This is a genomic window from Streptomyces sp. NPDC058308 (genome assembly GCF_042880275.1).
Classification (GTDB): Bacteria; Actinomycetota; Actinomycetes; order Streptomycetales; family Streptomycetaceae; genus Streptomyces.
Map to the genome: position 1 here is coordinate 43,403 of NZ_JBHVZA010000036.1, position 25,713 is coordinate 69,115.

Below are 25,713 nucleotides of genomic sequence, written 5' to 3' on the forward strand. Positions count from 1 at the left end.
GGCATTCGGCCGCCCCCTGACGGATGTCGGTGCGCACGGATACGCTGATGACCTGATCAGCAGATGTGCCGGACGGCAACAGGTGTGCCGGACAAGGAAGTCGGGAAGAGCCGCAGCAGTGAAGGCGTCGCGGCGATGGGGGCGGCAGTGGCGGACGATGTATTCGACTTCAGGCCCGGGGCCCAGGTTCCTCTCTCGGGCGCCGCGGGACAGACCGCGGCGACGCATGCCCTGGCCTCGGCCGCGTATCGCGACGGCGATATCGACGGCATCCTCGCGGCCAATACGGAGTGGCACAAGTCCGAGGTGAAGCCCGGCCTCTGGTCGCTCTTCAAGCCGAACCTCGGCGAGGCCTTCGCGCGGACCGTGCAGGTGCGGATGCTCGGCGGCGGGCGCGGTCCGCTCATCCAGTCCTTCGGGACCGAGCCGCAGTCGGTCGTCGAGCACTGCCTCGCGGCCAACCGCATCCGCAAGGAACGCGACAGCTGGCTCACCGCCGTGACGGTCCTGTGCGGGGTGCTCTTCCTGCCGGGCCTGCTGGTGTGGCTGCTCGTCTTCACCATCAGGCGCCAGGTCGCCAAGAGCGAGGACAAGCGCGCGGGCGCACTCGCCACGGCGGTCCTGGTCGCGGTGGGCGTGCTGGCCGCCCTCGCTCTCCTCAAGCTGCCCTTCGGCGGCTTCTGGGCCTGGTATCTGCGGGCGGCGATCGTGCTGCCCGTGGTGGGCTGGTTCTGGGCCAAGCAGATCGCCGAGCGCACCGCCAGGGACCTGCGCGAGCGCTGGTCGAGCCTGCTCGCGGGCGGCGGCATCGGCGCCAAGATCCCCGAGGCGGTGCCCGGCAGCCCCGGCGAGACGGCCGCCGAGCGACTGCGCCAGAGCCTGGCCAGGCTCTCCGCCGAGCAGCAGAGCAACTCCGTGTTCTACGCCGGGCCCAAGGGCATATTGGGCATGGGCACGCGCTGGGGCAGCTGGCAGCTGGCCGAGGAGCTGGTGCCGGCCGACGCGGGCAAGGAGATCCACCCCTTCCGCAGCTGGGACGTCATACGGGCGGTCCACGACCAGCTGCGCATGCTGGAGCGCGGCCCCCTGCACACCGGCGGCTTCCCCACGCCGGACATAAAGCACTGGATCGTCTCCCCCATCGGGGAGAACGCCAAGGCGGTGAGCCGCCCCACCGGCACGGACGTCGAGGCCTTCCAGATCCGCGGCCACGAGATACAGCGCATCTGCAACGAACAGCAGTTCGGCAGCGGCAACCGTCACTACCTGGGCGTGCAGTTCACGCTCTGGGACGGCCAGCTGGTCATCACGATGCTGATCACGGTGACCGTGCTCCACGAGACGCTGCGCATCGAGGTCACCGGCCACGCCCTGGGCCCCGTGCACCCGCTGTTCACCACGAAACCCTCGCCGAAGACGAAGACGGTCGCCAAGCCGATCCGGTTCTGGGAGACCACCACCCGCAACCTGCCGCTGATCGACGCCGACGAGGTGGTGCGCCTCGCGGTCCGCGCCCCCTTCACCTGGTACCCGCCGATCCTCGACCACCTCGGCGGCAAGCTGGTCCTGCCCGAGCCCTTCGGCCTGCGGCACGCCTGGGCGGACAAGCCCTGGCGGCACCGGTTCATGGCGGACGACGCGCTGCGTGCCGCCACGCCCGTGCTGCGCGTGGTCCACTCGGCCGCGATCAAGGTCCTTGAGGAGAACGGCGTGAACACCGAGAAGTTCGGCGCCCGTTCCGGCTTCCTCAGCGGCGCGATCCAGGACCCGATGCCGAGGAAGGCGGACGTGTACGACGCGTGAGGCAGGGGCGGCGGGGCGCAAGCACGCACCCCACCGCCCCCGGGAGCCTCACCGGTGGCCGCCGCACGGACTACCGGTGAGGTGGATCAGATGGCCTGCCACAGGGCGGGGACGTTCGGCGGCTCCCAGCCCGGATAGGCGGTGTGGCCCTGGATGCAGCGGTAGCGGACGCCCTCGTAGGTCACCACGTCCCCCGCCGCGTAGGTCGCACCCAGCTGCCAGGTGGTCTCGCCGCCGCCCGGCACGGTGAGGGTGTAGGTGGTGGTGTGGGTGGCCTGTCCGCTGCCGGTGAAGGTCAGCGTGTAGGTGCCGGCAGCCGTGCCCGCCGCGACCTCGACGGTGGCGGTCGCGGACTCACCCGAGAGCACCGAATCCGGACTGATGGAGACGCTCACGCCGGACGGAGCACCGGAGGCCGAGAGCCCTACCTTCTGCGCCGATCCACTGGTCGTGGCGGTGGCGAGGGTGACCTTCGCGGACGTACCCGGCTCGACCGTGCCCGATGCAGGGTCGGCGGAGAGGGAGAAGTCGTCCGTCGGGGCGGGCTTGTCGCTCACGGACGTCTTCCAGAGCGCGTACGCGACCCCGTCCACGCTGCGGTTCAGCGAGGTGGCGCTGACGTTGGCGGTGGTGTCACAGGCGGAGTGGTAGCACGAGTCGTACGAACGGCCCGCGGTGCCGCCCCACTTCGCGGCCTCGGACGCGGACTTCGTGGCCGAGGCACCGGTGGCGTAGCCGGAGGTCGCGATGCCGACGCGCTGGAAGGAGGCGTCGTCCGAGCGGCCCTGGCCCTCGACGTTCTCCTGGGGGGCGAGGTTGAGGGAGGTCCAGTAGTCCCGCAGCGGGACCGAGGCCGAGGAGTTCAGGTTGTTGATGAAGTACCCGGCGTTCGACGAGCCCACCATGTCGAAGTTGTAGTACGCCTTGATCTTGGCGCGTTCCGCGGCCGGGAGCGATCCGGCGTAGTAGTCCGAGCCGTTCAGGCCCTGCTCCTCGTCGGTCCACCAGGCGAAGCGGACGCGGTTCTTCATGGCGGGGTTGTGCTGCGCCAGGGTCAGCGCGGCCTCCAGGATCGAGGCGGATCCGGAACCGTTGTCGTTGATTCCCGGCCCCGCCGCCACGCCGTCGAGGTGCGCGCCGAACATGTAGACGTTGTCGGCGTCGCCCTGCGGCCACTCGGCGATCAGGTTGTTGCCCGCGCCGGCGGAGCAGCCGGAGGCGCAGCTCTGCTCGGTGACCCTGTATCCGGCGGACTCCAGCTTGCCCTTCACGTACGCGAGGGAGGCCCGGTAGCCGGCGCCGGTGGACCGGCGGTTGCCGCCGTTCTGCGAGGCGATGGTGTTGAACTGCGTCAGGTGCGCCCGCACCTTCTCCACGTCGATGTCCGGCGGGAGCGTCGGGTTGCCGCCACCGCCCACGGTCAGCGTGTACTGGACGGTGTGCGTCCTGGTGCCCGCGGTGCCCGTGACGGTGATCGGATAGGTGCCTGGCGTGGTGGACGCCGAGGTGGTGATCTTCATGGTGGCGTTGGAGCCGGACGTGACGGTCGCCGGGTCGAACGAGACGCCGACGCCCGTCGGCGCGCCCGCGGCGGTCAGCGAGATCTGCTGGGCGCTGCCGGTGACGGTCGTGGTGTTGACCGTGGCACTGGTCGAGGCGCCCGCGTCGACCTGCCCCGAGGCCGGGCTGAGCCCGAGAGAGAAGTCGTTCTGCTGCCCGGAGCAGGTCGGGTCACCGCTCTGGGCGGGGATGCTGATGGCGTCCCAGGCCGCCTTCGTGGCGTTGAACAGGTCGCAGCTCGCGTCCAGGTTCTTCGCCGAGGTGAGCGTGGCGGTGCGGTAGCGCTTGTACGTCATGCCGCTGGTCTTGAGCAGCATGGCACCGTAGAAGATCTTGCCGGCGTTCTTGTTGCCCACGCCGGTCACCTGCTGGTTGTTGCAGGTGGGGCTGGAGGGCTTGCCGCCGCCGGGGCTGGAACCCTCGGCAAGCAGGTAGAACCAGTGGTTCATGGGCCCGGCCGCCTTGTGCTCCTCCGTGTTGGGGATCGAGGCGGAGTAACAGTTGGGGTCGTTGTTGATCCGGCTCGGGTCGTACATGTTCCGGATCGGGCCGCGTCCCTGGAGGTTGATCATTTCCCCGACGGTGTAGTCGGGGGTGTCGTAGGGAGCGGGCTCGTTGATGTACGCCTCGGTCAGGGCGCCCATGATGTCGCCGGTCGCCTCGCCCAGGCCGCTCTCGTGGTTCGCGCCACCGGGGGTGTTGGAGTCCAGACCGTGGCCGAACTCGTGGGCGACGACGTCGACTCCGGCGATCCACTCATTGGCACTGTTGTGGCCGATGGTGACGGAGGATCCGTTCCAGTAGGCGTTGAGCTCGTTGAGGCCCACGCTCACCGGCCAGCTGCCGCCGTTGCCGTTGTGCCCGTTGCGGCCGAACCACTCCTTGAGCATGTTCGACTGCTTCTGCGCGGCGAACATCACGTCGACGCAGCCGGTCTCGCGGCTGGTGGGGTTGCCGGTGCCCCAGTCGTCGGTCGCCTTGGTGAACACGCTGCCCTGGTAGCTGGAGCACTGCAGACCCGGCCGCGTGGTGTCGCGCAGCACGTAGTTGCTGCCGGACCGGGAGGTGTCGATGGTCAGCGGGTCCGGGCCGTTCCACTTGCTGTGGCCGGTTCCCGCGCGCACGTCGTCGTAGGTGTCGATGACCTTGCCGGTGCGCGCGTCGACGAAGACGTGCAGCCTGCTGGGGCCGCCCGCCTTGCTGCGTCCGGTCAGCTCGGTCTCCCAGGCGAGCGAGGGCACGTCCTTCTTGACCCGGACCACCAGACGCTTGGAGTCGACCTTCTTGACCGACGCCAGCCTCGTACGGCTCGTCCTGACCGCCTGCGCGGCCGTCACCCGGGCCTCGGTGGTGACCGAGATCCTCGCGTCGGTCGCGGCCTGGACGGACCGGACCTTGCCCTTGCCGTCGGCGAGGACCACCGCGTCTCCGCCCACCACCGGTAACCCGCGGTAGGTGCGTTCGTACGCGACCGAGTACAGGCCCTTGGTCCAGGGGGTGACCTGATGCCGGTCGTACTGTTCCCCGGGCCCTTTGGCGAGCGAGTCGAGGCCGCTGCGCACGGCCTTGTCGGCGGCGGCGACGGCTTTCGCGAGGGGGTCCGGCCTGGCTGCGGAAGGCGCGGTCTGCGCCGCCGAGGCGAGGGAGGCCGGTACCGTCACCCCCGCCAGTGCCAGGGCCAGGGTTATCCCGGCCGCTGCGGATCTTCTGAGCATCACGGCTCCTTGTGAGAGGTGTTGAAGCTCGGCTGAGCCAGGGGGAGCACGCGTGCGTCAGGCGGTGCGGTCGTGTCCGTTGCTCCACTTCCGGTCTGGCGGTGACATGACACCCTCGTGGCTGGCCGGAACCCTCACACCGGCCCGGCCCCCGGTCAATGGATTTCAGCCGCCCGGCACGCCCTGGCAAGAACTGGCAAGCGCGGCACAGCCCGCACACCTCACTCCGGCACACCCCGCACACCTCACTCCGGCACACCCCGCAGCCGCTCCCGGTACTCCCGGACCTCCGGCAGCTCCCTCCAGCGCCCGGCAAGCCGGCTGTGCAGTCCGCGCAGCTCGACGGCGATCATCAACTCGCGCGCGCCCACGGCCTCTTCCAGGACGGGCCCGGCCAGAGTGACCGCCGCGACCGGATCACCGGCACACGCCCAGCTGTCCGCGAGGCGCAGGGTGAGCAGCAGCCGCGCGGAGCGCATCACGGGCGGCAGCAGCGCGTACGACCGTGCGGTGGCCTCGACCGCACGGCGGGCCACCGCACGGTCCTGAGTCACCACCGCGAGGTCGCGCAGCGCCCCGCCGATCGCCGACTCGACGCGCAGCTCACCCTCCGCGCCCGAGAGCCAGGGCGCTTCGAGACGGTCCCGGTCGTCGAGGCGCGCGAACCTGCGCCGCGCCATGGAGATGTGCTGCCGGCACGCCGCGTCGTCGTGGCGCAGCGCGTACGCGCGCGCCTGGTACAGATCGGCCAGGGTCGCCATCCAGCGCCGCTTGGCGTCCACCGCCCCGATGGCCTGCGCGTACACGAGCATCGACGCGGCGTCCCCGTCGAGCCGGACGAGGGTGGACATGTCGCTGAGGAGGGTCGCCCGGGCCTCGGCGTCCCGGGTGGCGTCCGCCCACCGCAGGCCGTGCCCGAACCAGGCCATGGCGACGCCGCCCTGCCCGCGCTCCATCCGCAGCCGCCCGGCGACCTGGGCGTACTGAGCGGCGAGCCGCAGCTGGCCGTACGGCAGCCGGCCGGTGGAATTGACCGCCTCGGCCCAGCGGACCACACCGCGCAGCAGCCGTTCCACGGTGTTCGCGCACGCGTCGGTGACGTCGACGAACGCTTCACGGATCAGACAGGCAAGGACGGCGGTCAGGCCGTGCAGCAGCTCCCCCTCCGCCCCGGCCGTTTCGCCGGCCCGGCCGTACGGACTGGTCAGCCCGTCCAGCAGACCCGCGACCGACCTCCGGTCGGGTGTCGCGCAGCCCACCCTGCCGTGCAGCGGGCAGGCCAGGCCGTCGGCGGGCAGCCGCTCCGGCCATGGCTGCGCGGTCAGCGGGTCCCCGTCGCCGGGGACGTCCGTCCCGGGGATCGGGGAGAATAGCGTGGGCGCCGTCAGGCGCGGGCCGGGCGCACCCGGCGACGGGGACCGTGTGGCGATGGCGGCGGCGAGCCGCCCCTCGGTCCCCAGGGCGGCATCGAGCCGGTTCACCAGGTCGAAGGGCGGTTCCCGCAGCCCGCCCTCGAGCCTGCTGATGAAGCTGTGGTGGTAGCCCACCCGCCGGCCGAGCTGCGACTGGGTGAGTCCGGCCCGCCGGCGGTGCATGCGCAGTTGCCGACCGAACTCCGCCCACCCCGGCTCGACCGCCTCTGACACGCCGACGGACATGACCCCTCCCTGGCCAGGCTCTCTGTGAAGGCAGAGTGGCAGGTGGGGTTTCCCGTACCAACCCCCTTATTACACAGGGGGGTTGACGATATGGAACAGCGTCACTGTCCGCTCGTCGGCGTGGGCCAGGCGTCCGCGAGCATCTTGCGCGTGTCACCGAGCAGCTGCGGCAGCACCTTGGTGTGCCCCACCACCGGCATGAAGTTCGTGTCGCCGCCCCAGCGCGGGACGACGTGCTGGTGCAGGTGCGCGGCGATGCCGGCGCCCGCGACCGCCCCCTGGTTCATCCCGATGTTGAAGCCGTGCGCGCCGGACGCCGTGCGCAGCGCCGTCATGGCCTGCTTGGTGAGCTCCCCGAGCTCGGCGGTCTCGGCCCCGGTCAGGTCGGTGTAGTCGGCGACGTGCCGGTAGGGCACGACCATCAGGTGGCCGCCGTTGTACGGGTAGAGGTTGAGCACCGCGTACACCTGCTCGCCGCGCGCGATCACCAGGCCGTCCTCGTCGGACTTGGCCGGGATGGAGCAGAACGGACAGCCGTCGTCGGCCCCTGGGCCCGTGGGCTTGTTCTCGCCCTGGATGTACGCCATCCGGTGGGGCGTCCACAGGCGCTGGAACGCGTCCTGCGTCCCGACTCCGATCTGCTGCTCCGGCTCACTCGTCATGAGGTGAAGCATATGACTTGGCCCCGGGGAGAGGTCCCCGGGGCCCGAGCTCACCTCAGTGTCACCGTGACGTCAGACCTGGACCCGGTCCTCGACCGCCTTCGCGATCTTCGCGATGGCCTCCTCGACGGGGATGCCGTTCTCCTGCGAGCCGTCGCGGTAGCGGAAGGACACCGAACCGTTGTTCATGTCCTCGTCGCCCGCGATGACCATGAAGGGCACCTTGGCCTTCTGCTGGTTGCGGATTTTCTTCTGCATCCGGTCGGACGACGCGTCCACCTCGACCCGCAGCCCCTGGGCGCGCGCCTTCTCGGCGAACTCCTGCAGGTAGGTGACGTGCCCGTCACCGATCGGGATGCCGACGGCCTGCACGGGCGCGAGCCACGCCGGGAAGGCGCCCGCGTAGTGCTCGAGGAGCACGCCGAAGAACCGCTCGATGGAGCCGAACAGCGCACGGTGGATCATGACGGGCTGCTGGCGCGAGCCGTCCGCCGCCGTGTACTCCAGGTTGAACCGCTTGGGCTGGTTGAAGTCGACCTGGATCGTCGACATCTGCCAGGACCGGCCGATCGCGTCCTTGGCCTGCACGGAGATCTTCGGCCCGTAGTACGCGGCCCCGCCCGGGTCCGGCACCAGCGGCAGGTTCTGCTTCTCGGCGGCGAGCCGCAGCGCCTCGGTGGCCTCCGCCCAGTCCGCGTCGTCACCGATGAACTTGTCGGAGTCGTCGCGGGTGGACAGCTCAAGCTCGAACTCGGTCAGGCCGTAGTCGCGCAGCAGGTCGAGGACGAAGGTCAGGAGCGTGTCGAGCTCCTGCGGCATCTGGTCCTTGGTGCAGTAGATGTGCGAGTCGTCCTGCGTGAAGCCGCGCGAGCGGGTCAGGCCGTGCACGACGCCGGACTTCTCGTACCGGTACACGGTGCCGAACTCGAAGAGGCGCAGCGGCAGTTCGCGGTAGGAGCGGCCGCGCGACTTGAAGATCAGGTTGTGCATCGGGCAGTTCATCGCCTTGAGGCGGTAGTTCTGCTCGTCGAACTCGATGGGCGGGAACATGCCCTCCGCGTAGTGCGGCAGGTGCCCCGAGATCTCGAAGAGCTTCTCCTTCGAGATGTGCGGGGTGTTCACGAACTCGTAGCCGGAGACCTCGTGGCGGCGCCGCGAGTAGTCCTCCATGACCTTGCGGATCACACCGCCCTTGGGGTGGAAGACCGCGAGACCCGGGCCGAGCTCCTCGGGGAAGGAGAAGAGGTCCAGCTCGGAGCCGAGCTTGCGGTGGTCGCGCTTCTCGGCCTCGGCGAGGAACTCCAGGTGTGCCTTCAGCTCGTCCTTCGAGGGCCATGCGGTGCCGTAGATCCGCTGGAGCTGCGGGTTCTTCTCGCTGCCGCGCCAGTAGGCGGCGGCGGAGCGCATCAGCTTGAACGCGGGGATGACGCGGGTGGAGGGCAGGTGCGGGCCTCGGCAGAGGTCCTTCCAGCACAGGTCGCCGGTCTTCGCGTCGAGGTTGTCGTAGATGGTGAGCTCGCCGGCGCCCACCTCCGCGTCGGCGCCGTCGGCGGCCTGCGCGGCGTTGCCCTTGAGGCCGATGAGCTCCAGCTTGTACGGCTCGTCGGCGAGCTCGACGCGGGCGTCCTCGTCGGTGGTGACGCGGCGCGAGAACTTCTGCCCCCGCTTCTGGATCTCCTGCATCTTCTTCTCGATGCGCTTGAGGTCCTCCGGGGTGAAGGGCTCCTTGACGTCGAAGTCGTAGTAGAAGCCGTCCCGGATGGGCGGGCCGATGCCCAGCTTGGCGTCCGGGAAGAGCTCCTGCACGGCCTGCGCCATGACGTGCGCGGTCGAGTGGCGCAGGATGTTCAGGCCGTCCTCGGAGGAGATCTCGACGGGCTCGATCTCGTCACCGTCGGCCACGGCGTACGCCAGGTCCTTCAGCTCGCCGGCCACGCGGGCGGCGACGACGGTGCGCTCACCGGGGAAGAGCTCGGCGGCCGTAGTGCCCGTCGTCACCACGCGCTCTTCCCGCTCGGAATCGCGATGGATGATCACACGGACGTCTGACACCGGTCTCTCCTACCTGAAGGGGGCTGCGCCGCTCTCTGTCACGCGTGCGCAAGGGGAATCGTACCGAGCCGCGGCCCCCTGCCGCGAAACGGATATCCCCTCCCCCGCGGATCAGGGCCCCCGACGGCGCGCGGGCCCACCGCCTGCGGCCGCCCGCACCTCAGTCCGTACCGAAAAAGTCCAGGTTCTCCTGGAGCGACTTCATGAGCCGGTCGCGCTCCTCGTCGTCCACCGGCACCGGCACCACCCCGCTCGCCCCGGTGAGCCTGCGGAAGCCGCCCCGGCTCTCCAGCCTGCCGTGCACCCGGATCGGCAGCCCGACCAGATGCGCGTGGCCCGCGACACGGTACGACTCCTCGTCCAGGGTCATCCGCACGTGCGGGACCTCGACGCCCGCGATCACCCGGACCCGGACGACCCCGTCCCCGCGCGCCGCCGAGCGCCGCATCCGCACCACGGCCCCGGTGATCCGCACCGGCACCGACGGCTCGTCGCGCAGATACCGGGCGCCCGCCTCCCGAAGGACCGCCAGATCGCCCGGCGAGAACTCGACGGGCTCGGCACCTGCCGCGCACCCCTCGGGCGCCCCGGCGCCCGGCGCCCACTCCACCGCGACGCGCGCCCCCTCCGTGCCCCGCACCAGCGCGACGAGGGCCGCGGTCAGCTCATGACTGACGCCCGCCCCGACCGCGCCGTCGAAGGCGTCCATGCCGCCGGTGGCGCGCTGGTAGTCGACGGCCTCCCGGGCCGCGTACAGCGCCTGGTGCAGCCGGACCGCGAGCGGGCGCCCCGCAGGCACGGGCACGAAGGCGGTGAGCCTTCGGCCGCCCGTCGCGGGCCCGACCAGGACGTTCTCCAGGGACGCGGCGGCGGGGCCGCGGTGCCGTGCGCCGTAGTACCCGGCGCGGCCGCGCGCGGCGAGTGCCCCGGCGAGCAGCATCTGCCGCGCCGCGGCGCGCAGTTGCTCCTCGGCGGGCCAGGTCGCGGCGCCCGCGGGCCCCACCGGCACGTCCCGCCACCAGTGGATCTCGTCGCTGGGCACGGCGAGGGCGACGAGTACCTCGCGCGCGGCGGGCGAGGCGCTGCGGGAGAGCGCGACGAGGGCCTCGCCGAGCAGGTCCTCGCAGTCGGGGAAGGCCCGGCTCTCGGGCACCAGGAGGCTGGTGCCCGCGCCGCCGGGGCCGGGCGGCGTCCACCGGGCGTAGCGGCCGGGGGCTCCGCCGCGCCGCTGCCAGCCGTGCCGGGAGAGCAGCGCGCCGAGCACCGCGGGGTCGACCAGGGCGGGCTCGGGCGGCTGCGACCACTGGCCCGCGGCCGGGGCGGGGTGCGGGCGGACGGGAGGCACTGGCTCGTCGTGCTCGAAGGGGCGGTGCATCAGGGTCTCCCTCCCGTCCCGACGCGCGTCATGATCTCGCAGAGCGCTCGGTCGTCGAAGATCCGCGAGGTGGGGACGCGCACGGTGGTCCTGCGCCGGCCGGTCACCGGGTGTCCGGCGAGATTGGTCCAGTAACAGCAGTGCCGCAGGTCGAGCCGGTCGTGACCGGCGCGCAGCCAGTCGTCTCGGGAGCGCGGCACGATCATCACGACGAGGATCTTGTGGACCGAGACCGGCGTGCGGGCGAGCTTCACCAGGTGCGCGTTGTCGAGCGTGAAGGAGAAGGCGGGCCCCGCCGGATTCGGTGGCAGCTGGTACGTGCACTTCAGCTGGACCTTGATGGTGACCTCGTCGTCGACCGTGTGCCCGGGGCCGCTGTGGCTGACATGCCAGTCGATGCCGTTGTCCGGAAAGGGCTGCGAGAGCGAGCATCCGGCGGCCGCCGCGACGGCGTGCAGATAGCCCACCTGAAGGGTCTCCATACAGGCGGTGGTGGCGAGGGTGCCGCGCGGCGGTGCGATCCGCTCGGGCAGCAGCCCACCCTGTTCGGGCTGCGCGAGCGCCATGGTCAACAAGCCTTCCGAACCCGGTGGTTACTGGCTCGGGCCGTCGGTTTTCAGGTCCCGTACCTCTGTTGTCTCCGGGCTGCGTACAGCGCAAACGGCCCGGGTATCACCAGCGTGGGCAGGGGACCGAACGTCATCTGCCGGGACTGAACGAGGAGTTGCGTCACTATGACGTGCTGGTACGAGGGCCCCTTGGCCGCATTCGACACAGAGACCACGGGCGTCGACGTCGAGACCGACCGCATCGTGTCGGCCGCCGTCGTCGTCCAGCAGGGCGCGGGCACCCGGCCGCGCATCACCCGCTGGCTGGTGAACCCGGGCGTTCCGGTGCCCGAGTCGGCCACCGCGATACACGGACTGACGGAGGATCATCTGCAGCGCACCGGCCGCTGGCCGTCGCCGGTGATGGAGGAGATAGCGCGCGACCTGGCCGAGCAGAGCGCGGCGGGCCGGCCGATCGTGGTGATGAACGCGCCATTCGATCTGACCATCCTGGACCGGGAGTTGCGCAGGCACCGCGCCTCGTCCCTGAGCCGGTACATGGAGGGCTCGTCGCTGTGCGTGATCGACCCTCGGGTCCTGGACAAACAGCTGGACCGCTACCGCAAGGGCCGCCGCACGCTCACCGATCTGTGCGCGCAGTACGAGGTGGAGCTGGCGGACGCGCACGACGCGGCGGCGGACGCGCAGGCCGCCCTGGACGTGGTCCGCGCGGTGGGGCGGCGCTTCGCGGCGCGCCTCGAGCGCCTCTCGCCGGCCGAGCTGCACACGCTGCAGGCGGTGTGGCACGCGGCGCAGGCTCGTGGCCTGCAGGCGTGGTTCGCCAAGAGCGGCTCTCCGGAGGCCGTGGATCCCGCGTGGCCGCTGCGTCCGGAGCTCTCGGCGGCCGCCTGAGCGGCGGAACGGGACATGAAAAAACCGGTCCGCCTGCTGACGGACCGGCATTCTCCGGGTGGGCGATACTGGGTTCGAACCAGTGACCTCTTCGGTGTGAACGAAGCGCTCTCCCACTGAGCTAATCGCCCGGGAACGGACTGAACAATACAGGTCCGGAGGCCTTTCCTTCAAACCGCTGTCAGCCTCGCCGCGAGACCGCGCTGCCCGCTGCGCATCATCAGCGCGTGGTTCAGCAGGAACAGCGGGCGCCCGGGGACGGCGAGGCGCCGCATCAGGCGTCTGCGCACGACGACCTCCTGGTCGTAGCGGGCCCGGGTGCCACCGGGCGCGGCCCGCAGGGTCCAGCGCGCCCACCCCTCCAGATCGCCCGTCATGGAGATCTCCAGGACCCCGGCGCCGGGGTCGCGGCGCCGCTCCCGCGCGGTGACGACCAGGTCGTACGGCAGGAAGGACCGGAAGCGGGCGATGCCGCTGAATTCGTCGAGCGGTGTCACCTCGCGCACCTGTGGCCACCAGAGCGGGTAGTCCTGCACCCGCTCCAGGGCGGCGTACGCGTCGGCGGGCGCGCCGGGCAGGGCCCAGACACTGCGGAAACGGTAGTGACACCAGTCCATAGGGGCAGTCTGCCGGAAGGGCCGGGCCCACTGGGGCGGATGACCAGGCCGGGCGCCGGATCTGAGTACGTCCTGAGTATCCGCACCGATGCCGTGCGGTGTGCCGGGGACCACACTTCCCCGACATGACGACCATTCCACCTCCGGCCGAGGAGCTCCGCATCCTCGACGGGGAGTTGCGCCAACTGGAGGCGCGCAGGGTGCAGTTGCTGCAGCGCCGGGCCTGGCTGCTCGGCGTCCTGCGCGTGGCGGGCCCGGCCGGGCCGCCCCCTCGTCCGGCCGGGCCGCCCGCCCCCGGAGCCGCGCCGCCGAGCGCGCAGAACGTCCTGCTCACGCTGGGCGGGGTGCTCCTGACCGTCGCGGCCATCGCCTTCACGGTGGTGAGCTGGGGCCACTTGGGCATCGGCGGCCGCAGTGCGGTCCTCGGGCTCGTGACGCTTGCGGCGCTCGGCGTGCCCGCGCTCCTGCTGCGCCGCTCGCTGCGTTCGACGGCGGAGGCGGTGGCGGGCCTCGGGCTCGCGCTGACGGTGCTCGACGCGTACGCACTGCGCCATCTGGCGCTCCCCGACACCGGCGCCCTCGGCTACGCGGCGGGGACCTCCGCGGTGCTCGCCGCGCTGTGGGCGGGGTACGGCCTGCTCCTCGGCGGTCTGCGCCTGCCGTTGCCGACGGCTGTGGCGACGGCCCAACTCCCGCTGGTCCTCTGGGCGGGCGCCGCGCACGCCGGTGATCACGCGATGACGGCCGCGCTGCTCGTGACGGCCGCTCTCGACACCGCGCTCGCGCTGTGGGCGGGTGTCCGTTCCGTACGGGCCGCCGCCAGGGTCTGTGCCTGTCTGCTGGGGGTGTGGGGCGCGGCGAGCGCGGGTTGGCTGTCCGCGCGGGCCACCGATCCGGCCGGGGCGGCCCGCGCGGGCGCCCTGCTCCTTCTCGCGGCCGCGATCGCGCTGGCGGCCGCGTGGTGGGCGAAGGGTCCGGACGTCGCGGCCGGCGCGGCGTGCGCCGGCGGCCTGCTCGTGGTGGCCGCGGTGTGCGCAGTGCCGCGGACGGCGCTGCCCGCCGCGTGGACGGTGCCGGTCCATCTGGCGTGCGGCATCGCGCTGTTGGCGCTCGTCGCTGCCGCGCTGCCGGGTCCGCTGCGGCGGGGGATCGCCGGGGCGTCGGCCGTGGTGCAGGGGCTCGCCGTGCTGTGGGCGCTGCCCGTGGCCGCGCTCGCCCTGTTCGGGCCGCTCGGCCTGGCCACCCGGGCCTGGTCGGGCACTCCCTCGGACGCCCGGGACGCGCTGCTGCTCGAACTGCCGCTGTCGCACCCGTTCATGGCCCCGCCGGTGCTCGTGACCGTCGCCGCCGTGCTGGTCGTGGTGAGCGACCGGCGGAGCGGAGCGGTGGGGCGTGCGGCCCGGTTCGGGGCGCCGGTGCTCGGGTGGGCCGCGGCCGTCGCCCTGCCGTCCGCGCTCCGGCTTCCGTACGCCGCCGGGCTGTCGGCGCAGATCCTGGTGACCGCGGTCCTGCTCGTCGTCGCCGCACGCGCCACTTCGGTGGTCCCGGCCCTGGCCGCCACGGCACTCGCGCTGGTCTCCTCGGTGAGCACCGCGTTCCTCTCGCTGGCCACCACGGCGGCCACCCTCACCACGCTCGGCCTGCTCACGGCGGCCTGCCTCGCGGCCTGCGTACGCATGGCGCGCGGCGCGGCGCCCTCTCCGGGCGCGGCGGCGCTCCCGGCCTGCGCGTCCGTCACGTACGCCACGGCGCTGGCCTGTGCCGCGGGCGCCGCGTGGGAGCTGCGCCCGGAACACATCGGGCTGCTGGTGCTCGTGGTGCCCGCCCTGGCCGCACTGGTCGTGCCGCGTGCCGCCCGGCATCCCCTGGTGGTGCCCGTCGAGGTCACGGCGGCTGCTGCCGGAGCCGTCGCTCTCGCCCTCGCCTCGGGCGACGGGCCCACGCTGGCGCTCGCCCTCACGCTCGGCGGGCTCATCGCCTCGGGCACCGCGCTGCGTCCGGACCGCCACGCCGTCGGGTACGCGGCCGGGGCGCTGTTCGTCCTGGCGAGCTGGGTGCGCCTGGCGTCGTGGGAGGTGTCGGTCCCGGAGGCGTACACGCTGCCGGTGACGGTGCCCGCGCTGTTCATCGGAGTGCTGCGGCGGCGCCGTGACCCGGCGGCCTCCTCCTGGACGGCGTACGGCCCGGGCCTCGCGGTGACGCTGCTGCCGAGCCTCGCGGCCGCCTGGAGCGACCCGCACTGGCCGCGTCCGCTGCTGCTGGGCACCGCGGCCCTCGCCCTGACCTTGCTGGGCGCCCACCACCGGCTGCGCGCCCCGCTCGTGCTCGGCGGCACGGTCCTCGCTCTGGACGCGCTGCACGAACTGGCCCCGTACGTCGTGCAGGTGATGGGCGTACTGCCCCGCTGGCTGCCGCCCGCGCTCGCGGGGCTGCTGCTCCTCGCCGTGGGCGCCACGTACGAACAACGGCTGCGCGACGCACGCCGGTTCCGGAATGCGCTCGACCGAATGCACTGATTCCAGGCCCGTCGCAACCTGTGGACCCGTCAATTCCCTTGAATGACACGGGAATACGACAACGGCCCGGAGGCTCTAAAGCCTCCGGGCCGTAATCCGGGGTGGGCGATACTGGGTTCGAACCAGTGACCTCTTCGGTGTGAACGAAGCGCTCTCCCACTGAGCTAATCGCCCCGGGCGCACGGAGAACATTACCGCATGTCAGCGGGTGCTCCGGACCGCCTCGGAGTCACCCGTCGGTCACTCCTTGATCTTCCACGGCATCGTGATGCCGAACTTCCACACGTAGACACCGACGAGCACCGCGATGATCACGAGGCCGACGGTCGTCAGGATGATGTTCCTGCGCCGCACCTTGGGGTCGAGTGCACGCTGTGCCGCCTCGGTGACCTTGCGTTTCGTCCAGCGGAGCACCAGCTGGGCCCAGACGAACTCCGTGGCCCAGATCGCCATGCCACCGAAGATCACCAGCCAGCCCGGTCCGGGCAGGGGCAGCATGATGATGCCCGCGACGACGACCGCGAGGCCCACGACGAAGACGCCGACCTGCCAGCTCAGGTGCAGCGCCCTGCGGGCCTGGATGAACTCCGGCGCCCGCGAGCCGAGCGGCTGCTCGGGCTTGACTCCCTTGACTCCGGCGACCGGATCCACGGCCTCCGCCGGTTCGTTACTCCCCGTATTCATGCGGCCAAACCCTACCGGACGGAAACCCGTCACCGGAATGGGTGCATGACCGGACAGCACAATCCGCCAAAGGAGGCAGATAAAGACACGCAAATCCCTCAGAGGGGTTTACAACGGCACCGTAGGTGGCATGTCGATTTCGCCGACGTGCGAATCCCCGAGCGCACACTGAGCGAAAGGCCCTGGCGCTTATGAACACCACGGTCAGCTGCGAGCTGCACCTGCGCCTCGTTGTGTCGAGCGAGTCCTCACTGCCTGTACCCGCAGGACTGCGGTATGACACGGCCGATCCCTATGCCGTGCACGCCACCTTCCACACCGGAGCCGAGGAAACCGTCGAGTGGGTGTTCGCCCGCGACCTCCTCGCCGAGGGCCTGCACCGGCCCACCGGAACCGGCGACGTCCGAGTCTGGCCGTCCCGGAGCCACGGTCAGGGCGTTGTCTGCATCGCCCTGAGCTCGCCGGAGGGCGAGGCTCTGCTCGAGGCCCCGGCGCGGGCCCTGGAGTCCTTCCTGAAGCGAACGGATGCAGCCGTGCCACCCGGCACGGAACACCGCCATTTCGATCTCGACACGGAGCTCTCACACATCTTGGCCGAGAGCTAACCGCCGCACGGCGCGTCGAGAACCACCGACGCCGTCCGACTCGGGGCGACGGCGCCGGTGCGTCCCGTGGGTAAGCCGCTAGCATCGGCCAGCATCGGCGGGCACCGGCCCGACCCCCAGGCCAGGGAGCGAATCGTGCTGATCACCCACGACACCCGGTGTTCTCTCGACTCCGTGGTCGATCTGGTGAACACCGCACCGGAAACGAACGGCACGGACGGGCTCGCCGACGTGGCGGCACTCGGTGAGTTCGTACGGACCCACGACGTGAGCGACGTCGGGGTGCTCTCGGCGGAGGACCTCGCCGACGTCCACCGCATCCGCGACCGCTTCGGGGAGGTCTTCGCGCACCCCGAGCCGCGGACCGCCTCCGCGATCCTCAACGAGCTGATCGCGTCGGCGGGCACCACGCCCCGGCTCACCGACCACGACGGCTACAACTGGCACATCCACTACTTCGCGCCCGGGGCGTCCGTCGCGGACCACCTCGCCGCCGACTGCGGGATGGCACTGGCCTTCTTCGTGGTCGCCGGTGAGCAGGAACGGCTGCGGCGCTGCGAGGCCCCGGACTGCCGGCACGCCTTCGTCGACCTCTCGCGCAACCGCTCGCGCCGCTACTGCGACAGCCGCACCTGCGGCAACCGCCTGCACGTCGCCGCGTACCGCGCCCGTCGCCGTGAGGCAGCGGGCTAGAACAGCTGAACCAGGCTCCTAGGCCCTGTCGTCAAACTCGCGTCTGCCTCGCGACGCCTGGCACGCACGCTCGCCGCGTTGTCGGGTCATCCCGGTACGCCCAGTACCGGAATGACCCTCCGCCTTGCGATCGCACGCACCAGACGCCGCGAGGCCGCCCTCCGGGCGAACGACGCGAGTTTGACGACAGGGCCTAGAGCAGCAGCAGGTCGTGCAGGGAAGCCAGCAGGATCAGGGTGCCGATCACCGCCAGAAAGATCATCAAGGGTGGCTGGGAGAGGGCGAAGAGACAGCCCTGCCGCTCCTCGTGGCCGGCGGGCCGCTCCGCTTCGCCGTCGGGGCCGTGCCGCTCGGTGTCGGCAGGTCGTCGCTGATGGGCCGGTGCCGCTTGCCTGCCGTCGTCCGACGGGGCGGCATCGCCCTCTGTGGTGGTGTCCAGCATCTCGCGGTGATGATGACGCAGCATCGACAGGTCCGCGTACCAACACGCCCGGCCGGAGCGGGCGTTCGCCGGATCCCGTGAACAGGCGAACTCCCGTGAACAGGCGAAAGCGCAGCGTCCGGGGCGTTCCGTCCCTGCCCCACCGGCATGTCCCCTCGTGAGCCCCGCCGACCCCGCAACGCACTCGAACGAGGGAGCCGCCCATGGTCATGAGAGACAAGGGAACGCAGTCGGTGGTTGACGACCACCCTCGCCGTCAGATGCCGTGCTTCTTCAGAATCGCCTCGATGTCGCTGAAGTCCTCCGCGGGCGCGGCCTGCCGCGGCTTGGCCGCGGGACGCCCCGCGGCCGGCCGTGCGCTCGCACCGAGCGAGGGCGCCGACGCCGCGGGGGCCACCGCCTCGCGCTGGGCGGCCTTCGCGGCCCTGCGCTCCTTGCGGGTACCACCCGTGCGGCGCTCGATCGCGCGCGTGCCCAGGAACATGAGCCAGGCCACGCCGAGCACGCCGAAGCCGACCCACGCCTTGAGGCTGAACGCCGTGTCGGCGGCCCAGCCGACGACACCGGTCATCACGAGGCCCACCGGCACGAGGGAGTACGCGGCCAGGCGGGCCGCGGAGAGGAAACGCTTGCGGTAGGCCGTGACCGCGGCGATGCCCAGCCCGGCCGCGGATACGGCGGAACAGACGGTCTCGGCAATCATCCGGTCCTCCAGGCATGCAGGCTTGCGTCGGAATATGACGCTGTCGTCCCTTCCATCCTGCACCGGGTGGGCACCGGGGAGCCATGTCCCGGTCGGACCTCAGGGACATTTCCGGGTCATCTCGGGGTCCGGTCTCCTCCCCAGGTGCCGGTCCGCGGCGCCCCGGCCCGGTTGGGAAGCGGCCGCGCGGGCTGGAAGACTGTGCCCATGAGCGACTCCTCCCCCGCCCGCCCCGTCGTCCTCGACGTCTGGTGCGAGCTGCAGTGCCCCGACTGCCGTACCGCCCTCGACGACGTGCGCGCCCTGCGCGCCCGCTACGGCGACCGCGTCGAGCTGCGCCTGCGGCACTTCCCCCTGGAAAAGCACAAGCACTCCTTCGCCGCCGCCCAGGCCGCCGAGGAGGCCCTTGAACAGGGCAAGGGATGGGAGTACGTCGAGGCTGTGCTCGCCGGGGTCGAGGAGCTCGACCGCAAGGGGGAGCCCCATCTGGTCGACACCGCCCGCGAACTCGGCCTCGACGCCGAGGAGTTCGACACCGCCCTGATCGACGGACGGCACATTTTGATCGTCGACGCCGACCAGGCCGAGGGCAAGGCGATCGGTGTCACCGGCACGCCGACGTACGTCATCGACGGCCAACGGCTGGACGGCGGCAAGAGCCAGGAAGGGCTGCGCGAGCGCATCGAGGAGATCGCCGACCGCCTGCTGGCCGCGGACGCCGGCCAGTAGTGCTTTGTTAGATCTATCCGGCGCAGGACGGCGCGGTGGGGAGAAAGGCTGAAGCCCTCCTCACCACCGCGCCGTCCTTGGGTACCGGGCGCGTGCGTCAGTGACGGTCGCCGGACTCGTAACCCCTGCCCTCGTGGCCGTAGCCCGCGGCCTGGGACCAGACGATGCCGAGCGGGCCGCCCACGCTGTCGTACGTACCGGCGAACCCCTTGTGGTGGTAGCCCATCTCGTGGTGCGGGCCGTTGTAGTCGTCGTTGGCGACGGCCGCGCCTGCCCCGACGGCCAGGACGGACACGGTGAGAGCGGCGGCGAGGATGGTCGAGCGAACGCGCATGAGAATATTCCTCCTGGAATACGCAGATACTGTCGCTCTGTCACCTGCCGCGGCAGCAGGGCCGGGTAACGGGGCAGCACCCGCTCTCCACCCGAACGGCCCCCAAGGTGCTACCGCATGGCCCACGGGGACGGCTCCTTGTGCAACCCCTGCGAGGACGCCACCGCCTCCGGCGGGACGTCGGCGAGGAGACGCGCGCGTGCGCTAGGCCCTGTCGTCAAACTCGCGTCTGCCTCGCGACGCCTGGCACGCACGCTCGCCGCGTTGTCGGGCTCATCCCGGTACGCCCAGTACCGGGATGACCCTCCGCCTTGCGATCGCACGCACCAGACGCCGCGAGGCCGCCCTCCGGGCGAACGACGCGAGTTTGACGACAGGGCCTAGAGCAGCGGCTTGTAGAGGCAGTACGAGGTTGCTTCGTAGCCGAGCGACTCGTACAGGCGCAGGGCCGGGGCGTTGCCCGCGAAGACGTTGAGGGCGATGCGGTTCCGTCCCGCCGCGACTCCCTGCGTCTCCGCGACGAGCATCAGGGAGCGGCCGTGTCCGTGCCCGCGGTGTGCGGCGTCCACGTCGACCCTGACGACGAACACCGCGTCGTCCTCGACGGCAGTCCACAGGACGCCGACCTTCGCGCCCCGGCGCGCAAGGACGCTCAGCCGGACGTCCGGCGTCGCGAGGCCCCGCGGGAGAAGACGCTCGTGGTCGGCGCGGGCCTTCGCGCGGGCCTCCGCCTCGGGCACACCGCGCCCGGTCCAGTCGCGCACGTACTCCTCCCGGGCGTGCGCCACCCACGGCCCGCGGTCGTCCTCGGCCATGGCCCGCCACTCTGTGCCTTCGGGCAGCGGCGGCACGTCGGTGAGCGGCTTCGCCATCCGGCGGCTCCGCTCGACGTACCCAAGAGCCGTGGCCAGGCGCAGGGCCGCCTCCGCCGCGGCCGGGACGACCGCCTCGATGCGCCGGCAGCCCCAGCCGCGCGCCACCTCCTCGGCGGCCAGCGCGGCGACGGTGCCACGCCCGCGCCTGCGGTCGGGTCCGGCGATCCGCAGGTCGCTCACGCGGCACACCCCGGGCCCGAACTCGTCGTGCGTGGCGAGGCCTATCGACCCCACAGGGCGGCTGTTCACGCAGACGTCGTACGTGCGCGCCTTGGCGCCGTCGGCGCCCTGCTGAAGCGGCCCGCTGGGCCGCAGGGTCGTGGTCATCACTGACGTTCTACCCATCCCGGGCCCGCCGCGTCACCGGGGATTCGGCGGACTTACGGGTCCAGGTCGTCCGCGGCCCGCTCGTCGAACACCCGCATCGCCTTGGTGGTCACCGGGCCCGGGGCGCCGGGGAGTTGGCGTCCGTCGACGCGGTGCACGGCCTGGACGTCGCGCAGCGTCGACGTCAGGAAGATCTCGTCGGCCCGGTCGAGGACGTCCAGGGGCAGGTCGCTCTCGCGGGCGCCCGTCCACTCGACGGCCAGCTCGCGCGTGATGCCCGCGAGACAGCCGGAGGCCACCGGCGGGGTGTGGATCTCGCCGTCGAGCACGACGAAGACGTTCGAGCCCGTCCCCTCGCAGAGCTGCCCGACGGTGTTCGCGAACAGCGCCTCCGAAGCGCCCTGTTCGTGGGCGCGGGCCAGGGCGACGACGTTCTCCGCGTACGAGGTCGTCTTCAGGCCGGTCAGCGCGGAGCGTTCGTTGCGCGTCCACGGCACCGTGATCACCGCGGTGGCGGCGGGGCGCCGCGGGGCCTCGCCGAGCGCGACGACGAGCGTGGTGCCCTGGTTCCCGCGGTCCGAGCCGAGCGGCGAGAGTCCTCCGGTGTAGGTGATCCGCAGCCGGCCGAGCGGGAGGGGGTTTGCCTCCAGGACGGCGGCGCAGGCGCGGCGCACTTCGTCCAGGTCCGGCTCGGGCAGGCCGAGGCCGCGCGCCGAGCGCGCGAGCCGGGCCAGGTGGCGGGTCAGGGCGAACGTCCTGCCCTCGACCGATTTCACCGTCTCGAAGACGCCGTCGCCCACCGTAAGGCCGTGGTCGAGCACGGAGACGCGGGCGGAATCAAGATCCTGCAGACCGCCGTTGAGCCATATCTTCACGCTGGGGTTCCTCCACTCGCTGCGTACGTCCCCGACGCTACCCCCAGCAGCCGCGCGGCCTTCAGCTCGGTCTCCCGCCACTCCCCCGCCGGGTCCGAGCCCCAGGTGATGCCCGCCCCGGTGCCGAAGCGCAGCATGCCCTCGGCCCGGTCGATCCAGAAGGTGCGGATGCCGACGGCGAGCTCTCCGGTACCCCGGTCGGCGTCCACCCAGCCGATGCCGCCGCAGTACGGGCCGCGGGGCGCGGTCTCCAGTTCGTCGATGATCCGCAGCGCGCTGGACTTCGGTGCGCCGGTGACGGAGCCGGGCGGGAAGGCGGCGCCGAACAGCTCGGGCCAGCCCGCTCCGGGACTCAGCTCCCCGGCGACGGTGGAGACGAGGTGGACGAGGCCGGGGTGCTTCTCGACCACGCAGAGGTCGGGGACGGTCACCGTGCCGGTCGCGCAGACGCGGCCGAGGTCGTTGCGGACGAGGTCCACGATCATGACGTTCTCGGCGTAGTCCTTCTCCAGGAGGTCCGCCTCGGTCCGTCCCGTGCCCTTGATGGGGCCCGACTCCACCGTGCGGCCGACGCGGCGCAGGAACAGTTCGGGGGACGCGGTGGCGATCTCCACGCCGTGTCCGGGGAGCCGGATGGTCCCGGCGTAGGGGGCCGGGTTCCCGCGCGCGAGCAGAGCGGTCAGGGCTTCCACGTCGGCGTCGGCGGGAACGGGCGCGGACAGTACGCGGCAGAGGTTGGCTTGATAGACCTCGCCGGCGGCTATGTACGCCCGTACCCGCCGCACGCCCTCCAGGTACGCGGCGCGGTCGAGGGAGGACGTCCACGCGTCGGCCGCCGGACCGCGCCACCGGCCCGGGACGGGGGCGGGCACGGCCTCCTCCCGCACGTCGTCGAAGCGGGCGCAGACCAGACCCCCCTCGAAGTCCGCGGACACCGCCCAGAAGCCGGTGGAGTCCAGGGCCGCGGGATCGCTGGTCACGTCGCGCAGGCCGGTGGCCACGCGACCGCCGAAGCGCGCCATGGGTGGGAGCGCAGAAGGGGATGTCAGAGCGGGGTTGTGCACGGCTGTGAGTCTATGACCGGCGGGTCGGCCGTGCCCTGGCCAGCGACAGCGCAGCACGCTGCGCAAACGCGTTTTTGTACTGGCCCAGGAATCCGCTAGAGTTCAACACGTCGCCGGGACGCGCAAGCGGACCGGGAAAGACAAGCGGACGTAGCTCAGTTGGTAGAGCGCAACCTTGCCAAGGTTGAGGTCGCCAGTTCGAACCTGGTCGTCCGCTCGCAGGAAGTGGGGGATCTTCCCGAACCCCCGCACTCCTGGTGGAGTGGCCGAGAGGCGAGGCAACGGCCTGCAAAGCCGTCTACACGGGTTCAAATCCCGTCTCCACCTCCAAGGACGATTAGCTCAGCGGGAGAGCGCTTCCCTGACACGGAAGAGGTCACTGGTTCAATCCCAGTATCGTCCACTGGATCTTCACGAAGGCCGCCTTCATGAGGGTCGTCCCGCGCGATTAGCTCAGCGGGAGAGCGCTTCCCTGACACGGAAGAGGTCACTGGTTCAATCCCAGTATCGCGCACGCAGTACGCAGCACACGCAGGTTCACCTGCGCGATTAGCTCAGCGGGAGAGCGCTTCCCTGACACGGAAGAGGTCACTGGTTCAATCCCAGTATCGCGCACCACCACATGAAGCCCCCGGCCGTCTCCACGGCCGGGGGCTTCGTCGTTCCCGGGGTGACTCCTTAAGTCACCCCGGGAACGCCCCGGAGTCACTCAGGACGAGAAGAGCATGTGCCCGAAGCTCTTGTGACGGTTGTGGCCGTAGTGACCGCCATGGCCCCCGTGACCGCCGTGACCGCCATGCGGGGCGCCCCAGGCCGGAGCGGGCGCCGCGGGGTAGGCCTGCGGGGCCGGCGGCGCGGGCGGCGGTGGGACCTGCTGGCCGCCCCACTGCGCCTCCAGGCGGGTCAGGGACTCCAGCTCGCCGTAGTCCAGGAATATCCCGCGGCAGTTGTTGCACTGCTCGATCTGGACGCCATTGCGGTTGTACGTGTGCATCGGTGCGTGACACTTGGGGCACTGCATGGACGGCTCAACTCCTCGCCGGTGGTGACTGCTTCGCCGGAACACTGCCCGGCTTCGGTGCGTTGCACCCTACTTCGTGGTGTCCGGGGCGAACTGAGCCGGTCGGGCCGCCACTTTGCCCATCCGGTCGCAGGCGTCGACCAGGGCCTGCTCGACCTCGTCCAGGGGGCGGCCCGCGGCGACCGACTTGGTGATCGCCAGCGCCGCGGTCTGCACGGTGAGGGCGCGGGCGGGGACGTCCAGAGCCGGCCAGGGATCGGCGCCGCCCGTCGGCACCGCCGGGCCACCGGCTCCCCGGTAGGCGTCCAGGAAGCGGGTCCACTCCCCGGGGGCGAGCAGGCCGCACGCGAACCAGGCGGCGGGGCGCGCGAGGTCCCACGCGGGGTCGCCATCGCCCAGGTCGTCCACGTCGATGAGCAGCCAGTTCCCCTCGGGGGCGCGGACGAGCTGGCCCAGGTGGAGGTCTCCGTGACAGAGGCGCCGCGGTCCCGGCGCGGGAGCCTCGGCGCGGGCCCAGGGCGGCAGGTCCGCCCAGGCGCGCAGGACGGGGGGCGCGGCGGAGTGCGGGCCGCTCGCGCGGAGGCGGTCGACGGCGCGGGCGGCCTTCGCCGGGCCGCGCATGGCCGGGAGAGTGCGCGGGAGCGCGGCCGGGGGTGTGGCGTGCAGGCGGGCGAGGAGGGTGGCGACGGCCTCCCAGGGGGCGGCGTCGGGGTCGTCGCGGTCGACCGGGACGCCGTGCGGCCAGAGGGTGACGAGGCGGCCGTGGAGGTCCGTGGCGGCGGGGCGCAGCGGTGCGAGGAGGATCCCCGGGAGGCGGGCCGCCACGTCGAGGCGGGCCGCCAGCTCTGCGGGGTCCGTGTCGGGGGCGTGGGCCTTCGCGACGACGCCGCCGTGACGGACGACGGTGGCGTCGGCCCGCTCCGCGAGGATCGCGTCGCCTCCCCCGCAGGCGCCGGGCCCTCCTGGCGGCGGATGGGCCGCGGCGCGGACCGCGGCGGTCAGGGCGGGAAGAATCGCGGAGGTCACGGGGCTTTCCGTACGTCGGGGGCTCGGTTCCGTCGCCGAAGCGTACGGCTACCGGCCGGGGCTCGGCAGGGCGGCCCGGCCCGCGCCGGTGAGCCCGGGCCCGCCCTGGCCGACCCCGTCCGGCCCCGGCAGACCCCGTCCCGCCCTGGCCGTCCCCGTCTCGGACCCGTGGCGCGGAACACCCGGCTGTACGTGTCCGCCCCCGCCGGGGGGGAGCCCGACCGCATCGCAGGCATCATCCACCCCGCGCGAGCCGCCGCAACGCACCGCGTCCGGAACACCGCATGGCAATGCCCGCGCAGCTCCCCAGCTGCGCGGGCATTCTGCCGTCCGCCGCACCCCCGTCCCCACGGGGTTTCATGGCCGGATGTCCCCGCCCGGACCGCTCTTCCGGGCCTGGGGCGCCGCTCAGCGCCCCAGCATCACGCCCACGGACGACGCTTGTGTGACCACTGCTTCCCAGCCGCCGAAGACGACCACGAGCAGGGCTGCCAGCGGGAGGACCATGGCCGTCGCCACCAAGGGATGGCGCGTGCCGGACGGGCGGACGCCGAACGCGGAGAACCTGCGCCCTTGCGTGCGGATCATGGTCCGCGGTGCCGTGTCCGCCATGATTCCTCTCCTGACCGCTTCGTTGTGGTTTTGGCAGCGGCGAGTGTCTGACCTCGGGGGACGAGTGCTACACCCGCCGCTTGACCTCAAATTTAGGTGCGGAGGGAGTTCCGGGCGTCATGCCCTCGTACCGATTGCCGGGCCTCCCGGAGGATGAGCGCCCGACACCCGCGTACTCCCGTGGGTGGAGACGGGGTCCTAGGACGGGGTCCTAGACGAGTAGTTCCGATAGCGGGGTTCTCAGACGGAGGGAGGGTGTCCAACATCGGGTTGTGACGACCAATTTAGACACCCTCTTGACGGCA

General features: G+C 71.8%; 23 protein-coding genes and 7 tRNA genes. 11 read left to right on the forward strand and 19 right to left on the reverse strand.

From position 1 onward, the window contains the following. Positions 1–135: 135 nt before the first annotated feature. Positions 136–1,803 carry a hypothetical protein gene (locus ACFVYL_RS33385; protein ID WP_389722704.1) on the forward strand — a complete coding sequence of 556 codons (1,668 nt, stop codon included), beginning with the start codon at positions 136–138 and terminating at the stop codon, positions 1,801–1,803. A gap of 86 nt (positions 1,804–1,889) precedes the next feature. Here the strand turns inward: ACFVYL_RS33385 and ACFVYL_RS33390 are convergent, their stop codons facing one another. The 6 genes from ACFVYL_RS33390 to ACFVYL_RS33415 form a co-directional block, all read right to left on the reverse strand. Further along, positions 1,890–5,078 (reverse strand): M20/M25/M40 family metallo-hydrolase, encoded by a 3,189-nt coding sequence (locus ACFVYL_RS33390; RefSeq protein WP_389722670.1) that lies wholly within the window; start codon positions 5,076–5,078, stop codon positions 1,890–1,892. A gap of 245 nt (positions 5,079–5,323) precedes the next feature. After that, positions 5,324–6,736: a helix-turn-helix domain-containing protein gene (locus tag ACFVYL_RS33395; protein ID WP_389722672.1), complete on the reverse strand. Its 1,413-nt coding sequence runs from the start codon at positions 6,734–6,736 to the stop codon at positions 5,324–5,326. A 101-nt stretch (positions 6,737–6,837) separates the two neighbouring features. After that, positions 6,838–7,410 (reverse strand): HIT family protein, encoded by a 573-nt coding sequence (locus ACFVYL_RS33400; protein ID WP_389722674.1) that lies wholly within the window; start codon positions 7,408–7,410, stop codon positions 6,838–6,840. 60 nt (positions 7,411–7,470) lie between these two features. Further along, entirely contained in the window at positions 7,471–9,450 is a 1,980-nt protein-coding gene (gene thrS, locus ACFVYL_RS33405; protein WP_389722676.1) for a threonine--tRNA ligase, read from the reverse strand. A gap of 160 nt (positions 9,451–9,610) precedes the next feature. Further along, positions 9,611–10,828 (reverse strand): hypothetical protein, encoded by a 1,218-nt coding sequence (locus ACFVYL_RS33410; protein WP_389722706.1) that lies wholly within the window; start codon positions 10,826–10,828, stop codon positions 9,611–9,613. After that, positions 10,825–11,391: a DUF4365 domain-containing protein gene (locus ACFVYL_RS33415; protein ID WP_389722678.1), complete on the reverse strand. Its 567-nt coding sequence runs from the start codon at positions 11,389–11,391 to the stop codon at positions 10,825–10,827. Before ACFVYL_RS33415 ends, ACFVYL_RS33410 begins: the two co-directional genes overlap by 4 nt. Positions 11,392–11,559: 168 nt before the next feature. On the opposite strand from ACFVYL_RS33415, the gene ACFVYL_RS33420 reads away from it, so the two are divergent. Next, positions 11,560–12,285 (forward strand): 3'-5' exonuclease, encoded by a 726-nt coding sequence (locus tag ACFVYL_RS33420; RefSeq protein WP_389722680.1) that lies wholly within the window; start codon positions 11,560–11,562, stop codon positions 12,283–12,285. A 59-nt stretch (positions 12,286–12,344) separates the two neighbouring features. Here the strand turns inward: ACFVYL_RS33420 and ACFVYL_RS33425 are convergent. Together ACFVYL_RS33425 and ACFVYL_RS33430 are read right to left on the reverse strand one after the other, a co-directional pair. Continuing rightward, a tRNA-Val gene (locus ACFVYL_RS33425) sits at positions 12,345–12,416 on the reverse strand. A gap of 39 nt (positions 12,417–12,455) precedes the next feature. After that, on the reverse strand, positions 12,456–12,902 hold the full coding sequence (locus ACFVYL_RS33430; RefSeq protein ID WP_389722682.1) for an SRPBCC family protein: 447 nt from the start codon (positions 12,900–12,902) through the stop codon (positions 12,456–12,458). 125 nt (positions 12,903–13,027) lie between these two features. Between ACFVYL_RS33430 and ACFVYL_RS33435 the strand changes: the two genes are divergently transcribed. Next, the gene (locus ACFVYL_RS33435) at positions 13,028–15,418 is read left to right on the forward strand and encodes an SCO7613 C-terminal domain-containing membrane protein (protein WP_389722684.1); all 2,391 of its coding nucleotides are present in this window, start codon (positions 13,028–13,030) and stop codon (positions 15,416–15,418) included. A 102-nt stretch (positions 15,419–15,520) separates the two neighbouring features. On the opposite strand, the gene ACFVYL_RS33440 is transcribed toward ACFVYL_RS33435, so the two are convergent. Together ACFVYL_RS33440 and ACFVYL_RS33445 are read right to left on the reverse strand one after the other, a co-directional pair. Further along, positions 15,521–15,592 (reverse strand) — tRNA-Val (locus ACFVYL_RS33440). A 66-nt stretch (positions 15,593–15,658) separates the two neighbouring features. Next, positions 15,659–16,102: a TIGR02611 family protein gene (locus tag ACFVYL_RS33445; protein ID WP_389722686.1), complete on the reverse strand. Its 444-nt coding sequence runs from the start codon at positions 16,100–16,102 to the stop codon at positions 15,659–15,661. 191 nt (positions 16,103–16,293) lie between these two features. On the opposite strand from ACFVYL_RS33445, the gene ACFVYL_RS33450 reads away from it, so the two are divergent. Both ACFVYL_RS33450 and ACFVYL_RS33455 read left to right on the forward strand, forming a co-directional pair. Next, positions 16,294–16,707: an SsgA family sporulation/cell division regulator gene (locus ACFVYL_RS33450; RefSeq protein ID WP_003959770.1), complete on the forward strand. Its 414-nt coding sequence runs from the start codon at positions 16,294–16,296 to the stop codon at positions 16,705–16,707. A gap of 135 nt (positions 16,708–16,842) precedes the next feature. Continuing rightward, complete coding sequence (locus ACFVYL_RS33455; RefSeq protein ID WP_389722688.1) at positions 16,843–17,400, forward strand: CGNR zinc finger domain-containing protein; 558 nt, start codon at positions 16,843–16,845, stop codon at positions 17,398–17,400. Positions 17,401–17,593: 193 nt separating this feature from the next. On the opposite strand, the gene ACFVYL_RS33460 is transcribed toward ACFVYL_RS33455, so the two are convergent. Beyond that, entirely contained in the window at positions 17,594–17,866 is a 273-nt protein-coding gene (locus ACFVYL_RS33460; RefSeq protein WP_389722708.1) for a hypothetical protein, read from the reverse strand. Between the two features lie 232 nt (positions 17,867–18,098). Next, positions 18,099–18,545, reverse strand: a complete 447-nt coding sequence (locus tag ACFVYL_RS33465; RefSeq protein ID WP_389722690.1) for a hypothetical protein — start codon at positions 18,543–18,545, stop codon at positions 18,099–18,101. A gap of 207 nt (positions 18,546–18,752) precedes the next feature. Here ACFVYL_RS33465 and ACFVYL_RS33470 point away from each other — a divergent pair, with 207 nt between their 5' ends. Then, the gene (locus tag ACFVYL_RS33470) at positions 18,753–19,274 is read left to right on the forward strand and encodes a DsbA family protein (RefSeq protein WP_389722692.1); all 522 of its coding nucleotides are present in this window, start codon (positions 18,753–18,755) and stop codon (positions 19,272–19,274) included. Between the two features lie 97 nt (positions 19,275–19,371). Here the strand turns inward: ACFVYL_RS33470 and ACFVYL_RS33475 are convergent, their stop codons facing one another. The 4 genes from ACFVYL_RS33475 to ACFVYL_RS33490 all read right to left on the reverse strand — a co-directional run bounded on the left by ACFVYL_RS33475 (position 19,372) and on the right by ACFVYL_RS33490 (position 22,707). Next, a complete protein-coding gene (locus ACFVYL_RS33475; protein ID WP_389722694.1) occupies positions 19,372–19,608 on the reverse strand; it encodes a hypothetical protein in 237 nt (78 codons plus the stop codon). Positions 19,609–19,988: 380 nt separating this feature from the next. Further along, positions 19,989–20,810 carry a GNAT family N-acetyltransferase gene (locus ACFVYL_RS33480; protein ID WP_389722695.1) on the reverse strand — a complete coding sequence of 274 codons (822 nt, stop codon included), beginning with the start codon at positions 20,808–20,810 and terminating at the stop codon, positions 19,989–19,991. 53 nt (positions 20,811–20,863) lie between these two features. Next, a complete protein-coding gene (locus ACFVYL_RS33485; RefSeq protein WP_389722697.1) occupies positions 20,864–21,685 on the reverse strand; it encodes an aminotransferase class IV in 822 nt (273 codons plus the stop codon). Continuing rightward, on the reverse strand, positions 21,682–22,707 hold the full coding sequence (locus ACFVYL_RS33490; RefSeq protein ID WP_389722699.1) for a chorismate-binding protein: 1,026 nt from the start codon (positions 22,705–22,707) through the stop codon (positions 21,682–21,684). The genes ACFVYL_RS33485 and ACFVYL_RS33490 overlap by 4 nt, the downstream gene beginning before the upstream one ends. Before the next feature lie 186 nt (positions 22,708–22,893). Here ACFVYL_RS33490 and ACFVYL_RS33495 point away from each other — a divergent pair. The 5 genes from ACFVYL_RS33495 to ACFVYL_RS33515 all read left to right on the forward strand — a co-directional run bounded on the left by ACFVYL_RS33495 (position 22,894) and on the right by ACFVYL_RS33515 (position 23,367). Then, positions 22,894–22,966, forward strand: a tRNA-Gly gene (locus ACFVYL_RS33495). A 39-nt stretch (positions 22,967–23,005) separates the two neighbouring features. Continuing rightward, positions 23,006–23,079: transfer RNA gene (locus tag ACFVYL_RS33500), tRNA-Cys, on the forward strand. Between the two features lies 1 nt (position 23,080). Further along, positions 23,081–23,152: transfer RNA gene (locus ACFVYL_RS33505), tRNA-Val, on the forward strand. 39 nt (positions 23,153–23,191) lie between these two features. Continuing rightward, positions 23,192–23,263: transfer RNA gene (locus ACFVYL_RS33510), tRNA-Val, on the forward strand. Positions 23,264–23,292: 29 nt separating this feature from the next. After that, a tRNA-Val gene (locus ACFVYL_RS33515) sits at positions 23,293–23,367 on the forward strand. Positions 23,368–23,458: 91 nt separating this feature from the next. Here ACFVYL_RS33515 and ACFVYL_RS33520 read toward each other — a convergent pair. The 3 genes from ACFVYL_RS33520 to ACFVYL_RS33530 all read right to left on the reverse strand — a co-directional run bounded on the left by ACFVYL_RS33520 (position 23,459) and on the right by ACFVYL_RS33530 (position 25,408). Beyond that, complete coding sequence (locus tag ACFVYL_RS33520) at positions 23,459–23,770, reverse strand: zf-TFIIB domain-containing protein (RefSeq protein ID WP_389722700.1); 312 nt, start codon at positions 23,768–23,770, stop codon at positions 23,459–23,461. 69 nt (positions 23,771–23,839) lie between these two features. After that, positions 23,840–24,796 carry a phosphotransferase family protein gene (locus tag ACFVYL_RS33525; protein ID WP_389722702.1) on the reverse strand — a complete coding sequence of 319 codons (957 nt, stop codon included), beginning with the start codon at positions 24,794–24,796 and terminating at the stop codon, positions 23,840–23,842. A gap of 408 nt (positions 24,797–25,204) precedes the next feature. Beyond that, positions 25,205–25,408, reverse strand: a complete 204-nt coding sequence (locus tag ACFVYL_RS33530) for a hypothetical protein (RefSeq protein WP_055569527.1) — start codon at positions 25,406–25,408, stop codon at positions 25,205–25,207. Positions 25,409–25,713: the final 305 nt, after the last annotated feature.